Here is a 17,414-nt window from a genome sequence, read left to right on the forward strand (position 1 = left end):
ACCGTTTCATCTTCATCAGCGGCCGATGTATCCGTGCCGCCACAGCCAGCCCAGCGCAGCCAGCCCGGCCACCACCACCAGCATCAACGGCAGGCCGAAGCGGTGCCGCCACGGGATCGGCACCCCACCCAGCTGCTGGTCCATGGTCTCGGTATCCAGCACCCAGCCGTGCTCGCAACGGGTACAGGCCAGTTCGTAGCGGCGCTGGTAGGTGAAGCCGAACAGCAGGTCGATGCGCGCCATTTTGTAGCGCAGCTGCGGGGCGAATTCGGTTTCGGTCTGGCAGCGCAGGCAGTGGTGGGCTTCGGTGGGGCCGACGATCAGCACCCGTTCCTGTTGGCCGATCAGGATCATGACCGGGTGCCTTGGCAGGCGGGCTGGGCCAGCAGCCAGGCTTGGGCGGCGGCCACGGTGGCGGCGTCCCCCTCGACGCGCTGGTCGGGCTCGATCTTCAAGCCATCACCACGATCATTGCGGTCCCGCATCACGCTGGTGGTCAACAGCAGGCGACTGCCATCGGCAAGCGTGTGCACGACATTGCCAGTGGAGACACCCGCAGTAGGCTGACCGAAACTCCGCGTCTGCAGACGACCACGCCACGCCAGCACCGAGGCCTCGCCCGAACTGCCGGTGCGCGGCCCGAACAGCACCGCCACCGGCGCGCCGGGCTGCCGCAGCACATAGCCGGACTGGCCGAAGTCCAGCACCGACTTGCCTGCACGCTGTACAGCGGTCGCGGTCAACGTCCAGCGCTCCGGCCCCTGTGCGGCTTCGAACGCTCCCACATCTTCGTTGTTCACCACCGAGGTGCGCAGCAACGGTGCCATGCCCAGCAGCATCGGCCACATGTTGCCACCGCTGTTGTCACGCAGGTCGACGATCCAGCCACAGCGCATGCCGTCGTCCTTGCTACGGATTACCTGCTGCCACCGCGCGGCGCGCTGGATGTCCTGGCGGAATTTCTCCTGCGGCGTCGCGCCGGGCATAGGGGCATAGCCCTCGATGACCACCCAGCCGATGCGCGCATCCACCGCATCGACGGCCTTGGCCCGGTCCACGGCGGCGGCACCGGCCTGCTGCGCGCGCACAAGGGATTCACGCTGGCGCTGGGTCGTGGTCCATGCACCATGGTGGCCGGTGCTGAGCGCAATGCCTTCGCGCAGAACGGCCAGCCGTTGCGCGGGGTCGCCCTGCGCCGATTGCAGGCGGATGCGGATGGCGGGCCAGTCCACCCGATCGCGATACAGCGCCTGGCGTTCAAGCAGGCTAAGGATCTCGGCCAGGGTCTCCGGCGAGGGCACCTCGACCGTGCTTGGCGTATCGGCCATGGCGCCGGTCGCCAGCAACACGAACATCAGCGTGCCGATGCGACGCACTCCCTTGCGAACCTGCATGCGACGCTTCCTTGTCGTTGAGTCAGGACCGCAGCATAACCGGGGCATGATCGCTTGCGCCACGCGCGAACTGTCGTATCCGGCCCGGTCGCGGGTTGCAGCAAGGCGGCTTGCGTGCAGTCACCACATTGCAACTTTGCCCATGTCATCGCGGCGCACAACGCGCCAAGGTGGCCTCCGTCGGCGCTTCCTGCGCTGACCGGGATTGGCGTCCTGAATGAAGCTTTTCACGAGCGGGCTTGCAACGTCGTTGCCGGCCCGAACAATGCACCGTCCGTCGTTCTGCGGCGGGCGGTGCGTGGGGATCCCCGGATCCGCCGGCGTCATTCCTCGTGAAGAGCTTCACCGGCACGCCAACCCGCACCGCCCGCCACCTTGCATCCCGCAGGTGGCCTTGCCTTGTGAGGTTGCTGCCATGAACTCGCCCTACCCCACCTATCCACGCCTGCAAGCTCTGCTCGGCGCTGCCCTGCCCGGCCTGCAGCTGTCCACTACGGCCGCCGAAGCGCTGGAAGATGCGCTCACCGAAGCCCACGAACAGGCGCCGCCGTCGGCGTTCTTCGCCCGGTTGCGCGGCATCGCACACAGCCACGGAGCCGACGGCCAGGCGTGGCGCGAGCGGCAACTCAGCGAGGCACGCGGTCGGGAACTGGCCGAGGCGACGCGCTGTCTTGCCGCATTGTCCGCCTGCGGCGGTGTGTTGCTGGCCGCACAATCGGCGCGCGACATGGATGACGCGCAGGCACAGTGTCCACCGCAGGTGGAGGAAGGGTTGCTACATGCGGTGGTGGTGTTGGCCGATCATGCCGGGGCGCTGGTGGAACCGGATGCTTGCGCACCGCTGTTGTAGAGCCGAGCCTATGCTCGGCTGCGCGGAGGTCATGGCGCCGGTGGGATTCGTGCCGACCAAGGTCGGCACCCACCAGAGCGGGTCATGACATCTGCACCGCGCGCTACCAGTCCGCGCGCAGCCCGATGTTGCCTTCGATGATGCGGCGCTTCTCGTTGCGGTCGCCGCCCAGCTCGCGCGTGTAGTCGGCCACGGCATAGGCGCTGATGGTGCGGTTGAAGCGCCCTACCACACCTACACCGGCTTCCAGCGCGCGCGAGCGCTGCGAATTGATGATCGTATCGTTGTCGAAGCCGACGCGGTCCTCGCCGGAACGACCATGCCAGTAATTCAGCTTGAAATACGGCTGCCAGCCGTTGTCGGCCAGCTGGTAATCGCCGGCCAAACGCAGGCCCACACGGCCGGTCCAGGCGTTGTCGTTGTCGAAGCGCACGCTCGATACTTCATCGCGACGGTCATCCAGCGAAGTGCGCTGCCAGATCACCTGCACCTGCGGTTCCAGCCACCATGCGGACTGCCCGACGTGCAGCAGCGGCTTGCCGGCCTCCACCGACACGCTGGTGCCGTCGCCGCTCAGGCCGAAGCCGAGCCCGCGCGAGGAACGCACGCGGCCGTCGTAGCGGCTCTGCATCGCCACGGCGTCGATGTAGCCACCGCTGCTGTCGGTGAACGTCCAGTACAGGCCCACGTGCTTGTCGTCCAGGCGGTTCTGGCCCACCTGTACGTTCTCCCAGCCCAGTGCCAGGCCGGTGGTCTTGCCCTGCGCGCGGGTGCGGCCGACGAACACGCCGATCTGGTTGCGGTGGTTGTCCGACGCCGCGGCCCACACGTCGAGGCCGGCCTGCAGGCCCATTACATCGCCATCAAAGCCGGGCTGCGCATCGCCCTTCCAGTGGATCTCGCTGCTCTGCCCCACCAGGCGGCCCCAGGCGGTGCGGAATGCGCCCTGGTTGTACAGCAGGCGCTGTTCGCCCTGCCGCTCGTGGAAGGTACCGAGGCTGGCCAGCGAGGTCTCGCGCAGCAGCGGCGGCACCACGGCATAGGCGGCGGTTTCCACGCGGTACAGCGGTACCACCGCGCCTTCGGCCGGGCGTGCACCCGGCGTCGGCGGTGCACCGGTACCGGGCAATGCACCGCCGGCCACGGGCACATCCGGCACCGCCGGATCGCTGGGCGGTGCCACCGGCGCCGGTTCCGGCGGCGGTGGTGGTGGTGCGGTCTCGCCTGCGGTCAGGTCCGGATCGGTGGCGCCTTCGGGCGGCGGTGGCGGCGCCGGGGTAATGGGAGGCGGTGGTGCCACCGGCGGCGTCGGCGGCGGCGGGGTGGCACTGCCACCACCGTTGGGTGCCGGCGTCGGGCCGCTCACCAGCGTCGAACGCAGGTACCAGTTCTCGCTGGTACCGGCACTGACACCGCCCTTGAACAGGAAGTACTCGTAGGCACCGGCCGCGACCGGTGCGAACAGCGAGAACGCGCCCGGCGCGGTGCGGCCACCATTCAAGGCCTGCACCACCAGGATGCCATCGGCCAGCGTGGCCGCGCCGCTGCCACCGGCATTCAGCACGCCGATGCCGGTGGTTCCGGTGGCGGTACCGCCATCGATCACCAAGCGATCGCTGGGTGAGTTGTCCGCGCCCAGCACGGTGCGCAGGTACAGGCCACCACCGTCACCGCGGTAGTTGCCACGCACGGTGAACACGTCGCCGGCGCCGGTACCGGTCAGGTCGATGCGCCCGGCATTGACCATCTCCACCAGTGCAGCACTGTTGAACGGGCGGATGGCATGGCCGCCACTGCCCGCGTAGACGGTGCTGGTGTCGTCCACCGTGAGCGTACCGGTGCCGGTTGCGCTGTCGCCCAGCACCAGGTCGCCATCGAAGCTCAGCTCCGTGCTGTTGGCCAGGCTGATCGCCTCCCAGTTCTGGAAGCGGCCCACGCCTGCGGTCTTGACGTTGCTCAGGTTGAACTGGTCGATGCCACTGCCCCCGTCGAACAGCGGCACCGCACCCAGGTTGCCCTGGTTGAGGTTGCTGAGGTTGGCCACGTCGTTGTCCGGGCCCATATCGATCGCACCGTAGACGATGCCACCGCCGTTCCAGTTGAAGGTGTCATCGCCGGTGCTGAGCAGTACCTGCCCTCGCACGGTGCCGTCGGTGATGGTCACGCTGTCGTTGCCGCCGCTGACGCTGATGTTGCCGCCGATGTAGGCCGTGCCCGAAATGATGATGGTGTCGGTGTCGAAGCCGGTCACCACGTTGCCATCCACGGTGCCGCCGGACTGGTCCCACAGGTTCTTGTCCAGCTTCATGTTGACGCGGCCGATGCGGCCAGCGGTCATCCAGGCCTGGTCGCCATCCTCGAACGCGCCGATGATGCGACCACCGCTCATGCGGAAGGTATCGATGTTGTCGCCCTGCTGCAGCGCGCCGATCGTGCCGCCACTCATGACGAAATCATCGCGGCCACTGCCCTGCGCTACCAGGCCGGTGACGGTGCCGCCGGTGACGGTCATCTGGTCATCGCCACTGCCCTGGTCGACGCTGTCGATGGTGCCATTGCCCAGCAGCAGCACGTCGTTGCCATCCCCTTGCAGGACACCGCCGCTGATGCTGCCGGCCTGCATGTCCAGGCGGTCGTTGCCTGAATCGAACTGTACGCCGGTACGCCCACTGATCGTTCCGCGGTTGACCAGCACGCTGTCGCCCGCACCGACGAACTGCAGCGCGGTGTTGTTGCCGGTGCTGATGCTGCCCGAATTCTCGACACGGCTGCCGCCACCGAGCTGGACCGCCACACCCCCCACCGAACTGATCGCGCCCTGGTTGGTCAACAAGTGACCACTTGCACCGACCAGGGTAACGGCCGACGCCCCACCGCTCTGCTGCAACTGGGCACCGCTGGCGACGTTGACGGTGATGCCCGCTTCGCCGCTGGCCGAGATGGGCACCGTCTGCGGATTCGGCGCGTTGGCGTCGCAGGTGACCGTCTGGCCGGCGACCGGAGCGACGGTGCTGCAGCCGGCCCAGGCGGCGCTGGCGGTCAACAGCACCATGGACGGGACTGCCAGTGCCTGAAGCATGGAAACGGTGAGGCGGCGCGGACGGAAAGCGCGCGGGACGGCACGGGTCATACAGTCCTCCTGGACAGGGAATCAGGAACTGCAGATGCACGCTGCTGCGTGTGCAGTCTGCCGTCATGTGAACCGTTTCGATAGGTGAACTTGCGTGCAGGAAATCACACTTCGGATATGAAATCGCCGGGCCCTCACGCCAATGTGATGTGGCTGAAATCGTTCATTTTTTCTGGGCGTTGGGAGCCGCACATGCGTGGATGCCGTTGGCGGATCGGGTCAGGGCCCTTTCCTGCGGAAAGGGGTCCGACCCCGGGACTGCTCAGATCTTCAAGTAGATCTTCCGGCGGTCCAGCCACCAGGCCACGCCCCACCACAGCGCGACAAACGCCAGTGCCTGCAACATCGACGCCAGCTCCAGCGCACCCGGCATCGCGTTGGCCAGCTGCTGCCAGATCCAGCCCCAGGCACCGCTGGCCATCAACGCCACCGACATCACCGAGGCCCCCAGATACGCGGTGATCGCATTGACGCCGAAGCGCCGGCCCAGCGCCGGCCAGCCCTTCTGGTCGATCAACAGGTGGCCCAGCCACAGCGCCAGCGCCGCCAGGCCGCCGGTCCACAGCACGTAGCTGGGCGTCCACAGCTGCTTGTTCAACGGCAGCACCCCGGCCAGCAGCAGGCCCAGCACGGCGGTCGCCACGCCCAGCCCGGCCAGTGCCGTCGAACGCCCGCTGCGCAGCAGGCCACCGGCCAACAGGCCGAGCACGGTACTGGCCAGTGCACCCAGCGTGCTCAGCAATCCTTCCGGGTCATGGCCGAGGCCGGTATCGGCATGCCATTGATAGATCCACGGTGCGAACAGCGTGGTGTCCAAGCGGCTGGCCGGGTTGGTCCACGGCGCCAGGTCACCCATGCCGAGCAGCAGCATCGTGTACCCCACCAGCAGTCCAACAAGCACGCCGGCCTGCATGCGCGGCCGTGCATACACCGCCAGCACGCCCACCAATGCCGCGCACACGGCGATCCGTTGCAGCACGCCCCAGATGCGGAAGTGGTGCGTATGCAGCGCCCACCAGATCAGCAGATGCAACAGCACGCCGGCCACCAGGATGCGCAGTGCGCGCTCCAGCACGCCGCGCGCCAACACCGGGCGTGCGGCGGCATCCAACGCGCGCGGTGCCACGCTGAAGGCCATCGACACGCCCACCAGGAACAGGAAGAACGGGAACACCAGGTCGGTGGGCGTGCAGCCATGCCATTCCGAATGGCGCAGCGGCGCGAACACTGCACTCCAGTCGCCTGGATTGTTGACCAGCAGCATCGCCGCCACGGTGATGCCGCGCAGGGCATCGATCGAGCCCAGACGGCGTGGCGGGGTACTGTTCATCAGGCGGCCTCGTACTGACCTGCAATCCAGGTGCCACGCACCTGCAGGGCGTCATCCAGCAGCACCAGGTCGGCCTGGTAGCCCTCGGCGATGTGGCCCAGGCGGTCGTCGACGTTGAGGAACTGTGCCGGGTAGGTCGAGGCCATGCGCGCGGCCTCGGCCAGCGGCTGGCCCAGCAGCTGCACGGTGTTGCGCACCGCCGTGGCCATGTCCAGCGCAGAACCGGCCAGCGAACCGGCGGCATTGCGCACCACGCCATCGATGGCGGTGATGGTTTCGCCATACAGCACGTAGCTGGGATCGTCGGCACCGACCGGCGGCATCGCATCGGTCACCAGCAGCAGGCGACCGCGCGGCTTAGCCGCCAGCGCCACGCGCAGGCTGGCCGGATGCACATGCACGCCATCGACGATGATGCCAATCCAGCTGTCGCGGTCCTCCAGCGCAGCGCCCACTGCGCCAGGCTCACGGCCCTGCAGCGGCGACATCGCGTTGTACAGGTGGGTGAAGCCGCGTACGCCGGCATCCAGGCCGGCGCGGATCTCTTCGTACGTGCCTGCGGTATGGCCGGCGGCCACGATCACGCCACGTTCGACCAGCGCACGGATGGTTTCCAGTGGCACGCGCTCCGGCGCCAGCGTCAGCAGCGTCACGCCGTTGTCCAGCGACGCCGCCAGCGCGATCTCTTCTTCGTCCGGCACGCGGAACTTGCTGGCATCGTGCGTACCCTTGCGCGCCGGCGCGATGTAAGGCCCTTCCAGATGGATGCCGATCACGCCCGGCACGCCCTGCGCGATCGCCTCGCGCATCGCACCGATGGCTTCGCGCATCACCGCCACGTCATCGCTGATCAGCGTGGGCAGCATCGCGGTGGTACCGAAACGACGATGCGCCTGCGCAATGGTGCGCAGCGCCGCCACGTCCGGCGTGTTGTTGAACAGCGCGCCGCCACCACCATTGACCTGCACGTCGATGAAGCCGGGCAGCAGCCAGCCACCGCCCAGGTCTACCTGCTCGGCAGCGGGACCCAGCTGTGGTGCGGCGTCGGGCAGCAGCGCGCTGATGCGACCATTTTCGATCACCACGGCCAGATCGTCGCGGAACTCATCGCCTGTCAGGATGCGGGCATTGCGCAGCACGGTTGCCATCACACGGTCTCCGTCACCTTGTTCAGGTGCGGCGGCAGGTCCGGGTTGAAGCCACGGCGCAGCGCCAGCGCGTTGATCGCGCGATAGAAGCTCTGCACGGTCAGCAGCGGTGCGCACAGCGGGTGTGGCGCGGGCGCCACCGGCAGGTTGCCGCCGGCACCGGCCAGCCACACCTGCGCGCCGCGCGAAGTGAACTCCTCGACCACCGCTCGGGTGCCGGCACCGGTTTCATCGGGCTGCGCGAAGGCCAGCACCGGGAAGCCACGGTCGACCAGTGCCATCGGGCCATGCTTCACTTCGGCCGAGCTGTAGGCTTCGGCGTGCAGGCTGCAGGTTTCCTTGAACTTCAGCGCCGCTTCCTGCGCCGCACCCAGGCCCAGGCCACGGCCGAGCACGAACAGGTTGGTGGCCTCGACCAGGCCTTCGGTCACCGCGCTCCAGTCGCACTGCCAGGCTTCACGCATCGCGTCCGGCAGCAGGTCCAGCGCGTTGCGCAGGCTGCTGTCCTGCTTCCAGTAGGCGGCCAGCTGCAGCAGCGCCGCCAGCGAGGCCAGGTAGCTCTTGGTTGCCGCCACGCTCTTTTCGGCACCGGCATGCAGCGGAATGACCGTGTCGGCCAGCTGCGCCAGCGGCGAATCCTCGACGTTGACCAGCGCGATCACGCGTGCGCCAGCGGCCTTGGCCGCCTCGGCGTTGCGCAGCAGGTCCGGGCTCTTGCCCGACTGCGAAATGACGATGAACAGCGCACCGCGCAGCTGCAGCGGTGCGGCATAGACCGAGCCTACCGACGGCGACGCGGAGGCGACCACCAGGCCCAGTTGGGTTTCCAGCAGGTACTTGCCGTAGGTGGCGGCATGGTCGGAGCTGCCGCGTGCACAGGTGACCACGAACGGCGGCGGCGCGGCGCGCAGGCTGGCGGCCAGGGTTTCCATGGTGGCGTGGTTGCGCGAGAACTGGCGGGCAACCACGTCGGCCGCTTCAGCGGCCTCGGCGAACATCAGGGTGGCGGTGGGGTCTGACAGCGACATGGCAGGCTCAGGCAGGATCGGAAGGAAGGGGGCGTGCGCCGGCCGGGCGCATCGGCGCGGTCGAACCGCGCACCACCAGTTGCGGCACGAAGCCCTGGTTGTGCAGCGGTGCCGGCGCATCGTCGTAGGCGTCGCTGCGCAGTTGTGCGATCAGCAGGCGCGCGGCATGGCGGGCGATGTCCTCGGTGGCCTGCTTGGCGGTGGTCAGCGGCGGCCACGACTGGCGCGAGAACGGGCTGTCCTCAAAACCGGCGATGGACAGGTCGTACGGCACGTTCATGCCGGCCGACTTGGCGGCGGCCAGCACGCCGGCAGCGATTTCGTCGTTGGAACCGAAGATGGCGGTGGGCGGTTCGCGCAGCGCCAGCAGGCGGCGCGCCCCACGGAAACCATCATCGAAGGTGTAATCGCCCTGCACCACCAGGTGCTTGTCCACGGTCATGCCGTAGTCCTTCAGCGCGGCTTCGTAACCGGCGTAGCGTTCGCCCGAGGAGCGGTGCGAGCTGCCGCCCCAGAGGAAGCCGATGCGCTGGTGGCCCAGCTGGATCAGGTGCTCGGTGATCTCGTAGGCCGCCTCGCGGTCGTCGACGAACACGCAGGCGCCGTCGGCCGGGTCTTCAGTGGCGGCGATGATACGCACCAGCTTGATGCCACGCGCGGTCAGCGCCTGGATCAGGTCGCGGCGCTCGGACATCGGCGCGGTCAGCACCAGCCCCGCCAGCCGCGAGCGCTGCACCCAGTCGGCCAGTTCATCGGCCAGCAACGGCGAGCTCGAATCACAGGGATGGATCTGCAGGCCGAAACCGGTCTCGCGGCACGCGGCCAGTACGCCGTTCTGCACGCCGATGATGTGGTACGGGTTCGGGTTGTCGTAGACCAGCCCGATCACGAAGGTAGTGCCGCTGCGCAGGTTGCGCGCGGACGGATCGGGCTCGTAGTCGAGCTCGGCGATGGCACGCAGCACCCGCGCACGGGTGGCCTGCATCACCGAGGGCTCGTTGTTGATCACCCGCGAGACTGTCTTCAGCGAGACCTTGGCCTTCTCCGCAACGTCCTTGATGGTCGCTCTGCGCATGGGTTTTCCCTGGGGTTGGCTGCCGTCCATCATCGCCGATCAGGCCTTGTCCTGCGGCAGGCCGGCACGATGGCCGATCACCGAGTAGAACAGGATGTACAGGTAGCACGGCACCATCAGCAGCACGAACACCAGCTGGAAGTCGATGTGCTGCTTGAGCACGGCGAACAGCTGCGGAATGATCGCGCCGCCGGCGATGCCCATCACCAGCAGGGCCGAGCCGGTCTCGGTGAAGCGGCCCAGGCCGCGGATCGCCAGCGGGAAGATGGCCGGCCACATCATGGCGTTGGCAAAGCCCAGCAGCGCCACGAAGGCCACCGAGACGTAGCCGTGCGTAGCCCAGGCGCCCAGGCAGAACACCACGCCCATCACTGCCGAAATGGTCAGGTAGCGCGACTGCGAGACCAGGCCGGGGATCGCCAGCAGGCCGACCACGTAGCCGGCCAACATCGCACCCAGCGTCAGCGAGGTGAACATCTTGGTCTGGTCCAGCGGCAAGCCGAAACCGTGGCCGTAGGTGCCGATCGCATCACCGGCCATGACTTCCACGCCTACGTACACGAACAGGCACAGCACGCCCAGCCACAGATGCGGGAACTGGAAGATGCTGCGGCGCTCGGCCGTTCCCGGTGCCCCTGACGGCGTTGCATTGGCTTCGGAGGACTTGATCTCCGGCAGAGGCGAGAACAGCACGGCCACCGCCAGCACCACCAGCAGCGCGGCCATCGCAAGGTACGGCGCATGGATCTTGGCGGCGAATTCGTTGAGCAGCGCAACCTTGGTGACCGCGTCGGCGGCCTGCACCTGCTTGTCCAGGTCGCCGATGCCATGCAGCACCAGGGTGCCGATCAGCACCGGGGCGAGCATGCCGGCGATCTTGTTGCAGATGCCCATCAGTGCGATGCGGCGTGCCGCCGTCTCGATCGGGCCGAGGATGGAGATGTAGGGGTTGATCGCGGTCTGCAGCAGCGCCAGGCCGCTGCCGATCACGAACAGGCCGCCGAGCGCGCCCGGGTACCAGCGCTGGGTGGCGAATTCACCGAACAGCGCGGCACCACCGGCCATCACCAGCAGGCTCAGGCTCAGGCCCTTCTTCATGCCGGTGCGGCGCAGGATCCAGGACGCCGGCAGGGCGAGGAAGAAATAGGACAGGTAGAACACCATCAGCACCAGGAAGGCGCCGACCTCGCTGAGTTCGAAGGCCAACTTGACGAAGGTGATCAGTGGTCCGTTGAGCCAGGTGAAGAAGCCGATCAGGAAGAACAACACGCCAACGATGGCGATGGAGGTGGCCACGTTCGGGCGCGCGCTTGCAGCGGGGACGGCGGACATCAGGAGGGCTCCTGCGGCGACGGCCGCAGAACGCGGCGTCGGAGAGTGGCTGGGAACAACGTTGTCACATTCTTTCGATGGACAACGGCGGTTTGTCAACTTCCATGCACGCCTGCCTGAACCTTGTGCTGCACTGCGCAAGTCCGCCGCGGTACGCCCCGCTGAATACGCGGCAGGCCTAGAGCCCCGTGCGCCAATGGTTCCCATGTGAAACCCGCACTCACACCGTGTAAACGTTTACTGCGCGCCGCATTCGTTGCGACGCAGCAACGAAAGTGTCACGAACTCGTTGACATCGTTGTCAGCGCGGTTACAGACTCCGCCCCAATCGCCGCCCCCGATCCCCGGGCCGGCCCACCTGCAGCAGGAGCCCGCGTGACCGCCAGCCACCCCGCCCCGGCCCATGTCCTGTCCCGCGTTGCGCCCTCGTTCCTGGCCGCCGACGTCGGTGGCACCCATGTGCGCGTGGCCCGGGTCAAGGCCAGCGGCGATGCCGCCCATCCGGTGCAGGTGCTGGAATACCGCAAGTACCGCAACGCCGACCACGCCGGTCTCAGCGCGATCCTGTCCGACTTCCTGGGCGAAGGCCCACGCCCCACGCACTGCGTGGTCGCCAGCGCCGGCTACGCCCGCGAAGACGGCACAGTGATCACCGCCAACCTGCCGTGGCCGCTGTCGGCGCGCCAGGTGGAAGCCGAGGTCGGCCTGCAGCGGGTCTACATCGTCAACGACTTCGAAGCGGTGGCCTATGCCGCTGCGCAGGTGGACGCCAGCGGCGTGCTGCACCTGTGTGGACCGGAAACTGCCACACGTGGCCCGACCCTGGTGGTCGGCCCCGGCACCGGTCTGGGCGCCGCGCTGTGGATCCCCACCGCGCACGGCCCGGTGGTGCTGCCCACCGAAGCCGGCCAGCCGACCCTGGCGGCCAGCACCGAACTGGAAATGGCCATCGTCCGCTACATGCAGCGCGACCGCGCGCACGTGTCGATCGAGCATGCGATCTCCGGCCCCGGCCTGATGAACCTGTACCGTGCGGTGTGTGCACTGCAAGGGCAGGCGCCGACCCTGGCAAGCCCCGACGCAGTCACCGCCGCCGCCATGGCCGATACCGATGCACATGCGCGCCAGGCGCTGGACGTGTTCTGTGGCCTGCTCGGCAGCACCATCGGCGACATGGCGCTGTTCTACGGCGCCCACGGTGGCGTCTACCTGGCCGGCGGCATCCTGCCGCAGATCCGCGAATACCTGCACGCCAGCACCTTCGTCGAACGCTACCTGCAGAAGGGGCCGATGGGCGAAGCGCTGGCACGCATCCCGGTGAAGGTCGTCGAACATGGCCAGTTGGGCGTGGTCGGCGCTGCCAGCTGGTACCTGCAGCAGTCGGCCGCCTGACACCGCAACAGGCTTCAACGCAATCGCAGCACGCAGTACGTGGCACGCCAACGCACGGGACTTCGCCGCCGCCCCGCGCATGTCATCGCAACCGTAACCGAACACCGCCGCCGGCACCCAATCGAGTGATGAGGAGAGACATCATGAACACCCGCAAGACCCTGCTTTCGGCCGCCATCGTCAGCTGCATCGCCTTCAGTGCGCACGCGCAGCAGGCGGCCCCGACCGCCACCGATCTGGACACCGTGACCGTTACCGGCATCCGTGGCTCGATGGAAAAGTCGCTGGACACCAAGCGCGAAGCCAATGCGCGCGTGGAAGTGGTCACTGCCGAAGACGTGGGCAAGCTGCCCGCGCATAACGTGGCCGATACCCTGCAGCGCCTGCCGGGCGTGAACATCAGCTCGTCCAGCGCCGATGAAGGCGGTTTCGATGAAGCCGACCGTGTCAGCCTGCGCGGCACCAGCCCGAGCCTGACCCAGACCCTGATCAACGGCCACACCGTCGGCTCCGCCGACTGGTTCGTGCTCAGCCAGGGCAACAACGTCGGCCGCAGCGTCAGCTACTCGCTGCTGCCGTCGGAACTGGTCAGCTCGGTGGAAGTGAACAAGTCCTCGCAGGCCAAGCTGCAGGACGGCGGCACCACCGGTACCGTCAACATCATCACCCGCAAGCCGCTGGAATTCTCCAAGCCGTTCACCGCGGAAGGCTCCATCGGTGCGGTGCGTTCGGACCTGGCCAAATCGACCGATCCGCAGTACTCGGCATTGTTCAACTACAAGAACGACGAAGGCACCTTCGGCGTGATGGTGCAGGGCTTCAGCCAGAAGCGCGAACTGCGCCGTGAAGCGCAGGAAATCCCGGGCGGCTTCTTCAAGATCGGCGCCGGCGACCCGGTCGCCAAGACCAATCCGGACCTGATCGGCGTCAACGTGCCGGGCCTGCTGGGTTCGACCCTGTTCGAACAGACCCGCGAACGCAAGGGCGGCCTGGTCTCGCTGCAGTTCAAGCCGAGCGACAGCCTCACCCTGGGCCTGAATGGTTTCAGCTCCGAGCTGAAGGCCAACAACTACAACCGCAACTTCATGATGTTCGGCAACAGCTTCGCCAAGTCGCAGGCGCCGGATCCGGGCTATGTGGTCAAGGACGGCGTGCTGACCAACGCCACCTACCGGGGCGTGCCCGGCACCGACTATGCGGTGTACGACATGATCTACCGCGAGTCGAAGGCCAAGTCGAGCTATGTCACCTTCGATGCCGACTGGCAGATCAGCGACAGCCTGACCGCCACGTTCCAGGCCGGCAGCACCAAGGGCACCGGCGAGACGCCGCGCCAGTACATCGCCGAGGTCACCCTGGCCAACGGCGGCGGCGCCAGCTGGGCCACCCACGGCAATGGCTCGCCGATCGACTGGAACGTCGGCGGCGACCTCTCGCCCAACGGCGTGACCAGCTTCGGCACCTGGGGCAACCAGCAGGTCACCGCTGAAGACAAGGAGAAGTGGGCCACGCTCGACTTCAACCAGTACTTCAATGATGGCGGCGTACTGAGCTCGATCGACTTCGGCCTGCGTTTCGCCGACCACAAGCGCGAAGCGCTGTCGCCGGAAGGTGCAACCCCGGGTGACATCTGGAGCGCACTGAAGAACGGTGCCACGGCCAACTATCCCAGCGGCTTTGCCGGTGACATCGGCGGCACCTTCCCGCGCAACCTGTGGTACTTCACCCCGGGCGCGCTGAAGGATGCGGTGACCAACAACTCCACCTGGCTGGCCGGCAACGATGGCCCGACCGGTCGCCACAACTATGGCGCCGAGTGGAAGGTGAAGGAAAAGAACTTCGCCGGCTACGTGCAGGCCAATTTCCGCGGCGACTGGTGGAGCGGCAACGTCGGCCTGCGCTACGTCAACATCAAGCAGGACATCGACACCTACAACGCCGTCAGCAAGGCCGCCGACGCCGATGTCAGCAGCCTGTTCGGCATGTGGGAGCGCCTGGCCTTCCAGAACAAGCGCAACCGTGTCCTGCCCAGCGCCAACATCAAGTTCGACCTGGACGACTCGCTGGTGCTGCGTGTCGCTGCCTCGCAGACCCAGACCCTGCCGGACTACTCGGCACTGGGCGCGTCCTCGTACGGCTCTGACCTGAACCGCACCGGCGGCGGCGGCAATCCGAACCTCAAGCCGACCCTGTCGACCAACCTGGATGCCAACCTGGAGTGGTACTTCATGCCGCGCGGATTGCTGTCGGTGGGCGCGTACCACATGAAGCTGAAGGACTACATCGCCTTCGACGTGGTCTCGCGCCAGCTCTACAGCGAACTGACCAACCAGCTCGAGACCTACCAGATCTCCACCCCGATCAATGCCGACGGCAAGGTCACCGGCGTGGAAGTGGCCTACGAGCAGCCGATCGGCGAGTACTTCGGCATCAATGCCAACTACACCTACGCCAACGGCACCACCTCGCACACCTGGTCGGATGGTTCGCACAACCTGCTGGGTACTTCGAAGAACACCTACAACGTGGGTGCCTACTTCGAGAACGAGCGCTTTGGCGCCCGGGTCAGCTACACCCGCCGTTCCTCGTTCCTGATCAGCCTGTCGGGCACCAACCCGTACTACCAGGATGATTTCGGCACGCTGTCGGCATCGCTGAGCTACAAGGCCACCGATTGGCTGAGCATCAGCCTGGATGGCCTGAACCTCAACAACCCGACCTACAAGTACTACCAGACCGCGGCCATCCCGACCTCGTTCTACAGCAACGGCCGCCAGTACTACCTCAACTTCCGCTTCAAGTACTGATCCAGCGGCAGCAACATCGCCGAGTCGTGCACGCACGCCGGGCCTGGGTCATTCCGGGCCCGGCGTTTTTCATGTATAGCGTTCATCGCACCGTTCCAAGGAGTCGTTCCGATGGTCAAGCCTTCCCGCGCCCAGATGCGCAGCGCAGTACTGCTGGGCAGCCTGCTCGCCCTGCTGCCGGCGCTACCCGCGCTCGCCGCCGATCCCACGCCGGCCGCTGAAGCACCGGGCCCGCAGCTGCGCGCCGGCAGCCTGATGCTGATTCCCGCGCCCGCTACCGTGCAGCACGGCCAGGGTAGCGGCATCACCGTACGCGCCGATACCGCGCTGCAGGCCGAAGGCGAAGCCGCGCAACGGGTCGCCACCCAGTTCGCCGACCTGCTGGCGCGCAGCGGCGGTCCGCGCCTTACGCCGGCACAGGGCAAGGCGGCAGGCACGTCGGGCAGCATCCGCTTCCAGATCATCCCGACCTTCCGCGACAGTGGTGAGAGCTACACGCTGGAAAGCACCGCGCAGGGCGTGCTGGTGCAGGCCGGCAACGAAACCGGCCTGTTCTACGGCGCAACCACGCTTGCCCAGCTCGCCACGGGTGGCAGCAACGGCGTGCTGCCGGCGGTGCAGATCCAGGACGCGCCGCGCTTCGGCTGGCGCGGTTTCATGCTCGACTCGGCGCGGCATTTCCAGAGCCTGGACGAGATCAAGCATGTGCTCGACGCGATGGCCGCGCACAAGCTCAATACCTTCCATTGGCACCTCACCGATGACCAGGGCTGGCGCATGGAGATCAAGCGCTACCCGAAGCTGACCGAGGTGGGCAGCTGCCGCCTGCCGGCCGGCGACGGTGGCATCGATCCGGCCAGTGGCAAGGAGCATCCGTACTGCGGCTTCTACACGCAGGAGCAGATCCGCGAAGTGATCGCCTATGCCGCCAGGCTGCATATCCAGGTGATTCCGGAAATCGACGTGCCCGGCCATGCCACCGCGGCGATCGCCGCGTACCCGGAACTGGGTTCGATCAACACCCCGCTGAAGCCGATCAGCGAATGGGGCGTGTTCCCGAACCTGTTCAACGTGGAAGACAGCACCGTCACCTTCCTCGAGAACGTACTGGAAGAAGTGATCGCGCTGTTCCCTGCGAAGTACGTGCACGTCGGCGGCGACGAAGCGGTCAAGGACCAGTGGGAAGCCTCGAAACAGGTGCAGCAGCGCATGCGTGCGCTGGGCATCAAGGATGAAATGGCCATGCAGAGCCACATCATCAAGCGCCTGGAGACCTTCCTGGAGCAGCACGACCGGCGCCTGATCGGCTGGGACGAAATCCTCGAAGGCGGCCTACCACCGCAGGCCACGGTGATGTCGTGGCAGGGCACCGAAGGTGGCCTGGCTGCAGCCAGTGCCGGCCACGACGTGGTCATGTCGCCGGTGGGGTACCTGTACCTGGATTACCTGCAGACCGCCTCGCCGAATGAACCACCCGGTCGCCCGGCCCAGGTCAACCTGGGCAAGCTCTACAACTTCGAGCCGGTGCCGGCCGAGCTGGCGGTCGACAAGCGCCAGCACATTCTCGGCCTGCAGGCCAACATGTTTACCGAGCACACGCGCACCTACGCGCGCCTGCAGCACAACCTGTTCCCGCGCCTGGCCGCCGTGGCCGAGACCGGCTGGAGTACGCCGGAACATCGCGACTTCCGCGATTTCCTCGCGCGCCTGCCCGCGCAGCTGCAGCGCTACCGTGCCTGGGGCCTGGCCTACGCGCAGACCCCGTTCGAAGTGGGCGTGGACTACACCGATGATCGCGCGAAAAACTCCGTGACCCTATCGCTGGCCAACCCGCTGGGTTATGAAGTGCGCTACAGCACCGATGGCCAGCCGGTGACCGCGCAGTCGCCGTTGTACCAGCAGCCGCTGACCGCGACGCTGCCGACCAC

At 67.1% G+C, this 17,414-nt stretch carries 12 protein-coding genes; 4 read left to right on the forward strand and 8 right to left on the reverse strand.

The genetic code is table 11. The features are described 5' to 3' along the window. Positions 1–15: 15 nt before the first annotated feature. Complete coding sequence (locus tag AB839_RS12565; RefSeq protein WP_061479619.1) at positions 16–354, reverse strand: hypothetical protein; 339 nt, start codon at positions 352–354, stop codon at positions 16–18. Further along, the gene (locus AB839_RS12570; protein WP_061479620.1) at positions 351–1,394 is read right to left on the reverse strand and encodes a S41 family peptidase; all 1,044 of its coding nucleotides are present in this window, start codon (positions 1,392–1,394) and stop codon (positions 351–353) included. Before AB839_RS12570 ends, AB839_RS12565 begins: the two co-directional genes overlap by 4 nt. 415 nt (positions 1,395–1,809) lie before the next feature. Here AB839_RS12570 and AB839_RS12575 point away from each other — a divergent pair, with 415 nt between their 5' ends. After that, a complete protein-coding gene (locus tag AB839_RS12575; protein WP_061479621.1) occupies positions 1,810–2,244 on the forward strand; it encodes a hypothetical protein in 435 nt (144 codons plus the stop codon). A 103-nt stretch (positions 2,245–2,347) separates the two neighbouring features. Here the strand turns inward: AB839_RS12575 and AB839_RS12580 are convergent, their stop codons facing one another. The 6 genes from AB839_RS12580 to AB839_RS12605 all read right to left on the reverse strand — a co-directional run bounded on the left by AB839_RS12580 (position 2,348) and on the right by AB839_RS12605 (position 11,287). Continuing rightward, positions 2,348–5,374, reverse strand: a complete 3,027-nt coding sequence (locus AB839_RS12580) for an autotransporter outer membrane beta-barrel domain-containing protein (RefSeq protein WP_061479622.1) — start codon at positions 5,372–5,374, stop codon at positions 2,348–2,350. A 262-nt stretch (positions 5,375–5,636) separates the two neighbouring features. Then, entirely contained in the window at positions 5,637–6,704 is a 1,068-nt protein-coding gene (locus AB839_RS12585; protein WP_061479623.1) for a heparan-alpha-glucosaminide N-acetyltransferase domain-containing protein, read from the reverse strand. Further along, positions 6,704–7,852 (reverse strand): N-acetylglucosamine-6-phosphate deacetylase, encoded by a 1,149-nt coding sequence (gene nagA, locus AB839_RS12590; RefSeq protein ID WP_061479624.1) that lies wholly within the window; start codon positions 7,850–7,852, stop codon positions 6,704–6,706. Before nagA ends, AB839_RS12585 begins: the two co-directional genes overlap by 1 nt. Continuing rightward, on the reverse strand, positions 7,852–8,880 hold the full coding sequence (locus AB839_RS12595; protein WP_061479625.1) for an SIS domain-containing protein: 1,029 nt from the start codon (positions 8,878–8,880) through the stop codon (positions 7,852–7,854). The genes nagA and AB839_RS12595 overlap by 1 nt, the downstream gene beginning before the upstream one ends. Before the next feature lie 7 nt (positions 8,881–8,887). Continuing rightward, entirely contained in the window at positions 8,888–9,955 is a 1,068-nt protein-coding gene (locus AB839_RS12600; RefSeq protein ID WP_005411045.1) for a LacI family DNA-binding transcriptional regulator, read from the reverse strand. 39 nt (positions 9,956–9,994) lie between these two features. Continuing rightward, positions 9,995–11,287: a sugar MFS transporter gene (locus AB839_RS12605; RefSeq protein ID WP_005419333.1), complete on the reverse strand. Its 1,293-nt coding sequence runs from the start codon at positions 11,285–11,287 to the stop codon at positions 9,995–9,997. A 375-nt stretch (positions 11,288–11,662) separates the two neighbouring features. On the opposite strand from AB839_RS12605, the gene AB839_RS12610 reads away from it, so the two are divergent. The 3 genes from AB839_RS12610 to AB839_RS12620 all read left to right on the forward strand — a co-directional run. Continuing rightward, entirely contained in the window at positions 11,663–12,679 is a 1,017-nt protein-coding gene (locus AB839_RS12610; protein WP_061479626.1) for a glucokinase family protein, read from the forward strand. A gap of 143 nt (positions 12,680–12,822) precedes the next feature. Continuing rightward, complete coding sequence (locus AB839_RS12615; RefSeq protein WP_061479627.1) at positions 12,823–15,486, forward strand: TonB-dependent receptor; 2,664 nt, start codon at positions 12,823–12,825, stop codon at positions 15,484–15,486. A gap of 111 nt (positions 15,487–15,597) precedes the next feature. After that, positions 15,598–17,414, forward strand: a 1,817-nt coding sequence (locus AB839_RS12620; RefSeq protein ID WP_061479628.1) for a family 20 glycosylhydrolase, incomplete at its 3' end; no start/stop codon positions are given.

The sequence above is a fragment of the Stenotrophomonas sp. DDT-1 genome (assembly GCF_001580555.1).
Taxonomy (GTDB): domain Bacteria; phylum Pseudomonadota; class Gammaproteobacteria; order Xanthomonadales; family Xanthomonadaceae; genus Stenotrophomonas; species Stenotrophomonas sepilia.

Bases quoted from the DNA above. Each gene is read 5' to 3' on its own strand.
- AB839_RS12605 (WP_005419333.1), bottom strand. From the start codon at position 11,287: ATGTCCGCCGTCCCCGCTGCAAGCGCGCGCCCGAACGTGGCCACCTCC.
- AB839_RS12575 (WP_061479621.1), top strand. From the start codon at position 1,810: ATGAACTCGCCCTACCCCACCTATCCACGCCTGCAAGCTCTGCTCGGC.
- AB839_RS12585 (WP_061479623.1), bottom strand. From the start codon at position 6,704: ATGAACAGTACCCCGCCACGCCGTCTGGGCTCGATCGATGCCCTGCGC.
- AB839_RS12580 (WP_061479622.1), bottom strand. From the start codon at position 5,374: ATGACCCGTGCCGTCCCGCGCGCTTTCCGTCCGCGCCGCCTCACCGTT.
- AB839_RS12565 (WP_061479619.1), bottom strand. From the start codon at position 354: ATGATCCTGATCGGCCAACAGGAACGGGTGCTGATCGTCGGCCCCACC.
- AB839_RS12615 (WP_061479627.1), top strand. From the start codon at position 12,823: ATGAACACCCGCAAGACCCTGCTTTCGGCCGCCATCGTCAGCTGCATC.
- AB839_RS12595 (WP_061479625.1), bottom strand. From the start codon at position 8,880: ATGTCGCTGTCAGACCCCACCGCCACCCTGATGTTCGCCGAGGCCGCT.
- AB839_RS12600 (WP_005411045.1), bottom strand. From the start codon at position 9,955: ATGCGCAGAGCGACCATCAAGGACGTTGCGGAGAAGGCCAAGGTCTCG.
- nagA (WP_061479624.1), bottom strand. From the start codon at position 7,852: ATGGCAACCGTGCTGCGCAATGCCCGCATCCTGACAGGCGATGAGTTC.
- AB839_RS12570 (WP_061479620.1), bottom strand. From the start codon at position 1,394: ATGCAGGTTCGCAAGGGAGTGCGTCGCATCGGCACGCTGATGTTCGTG.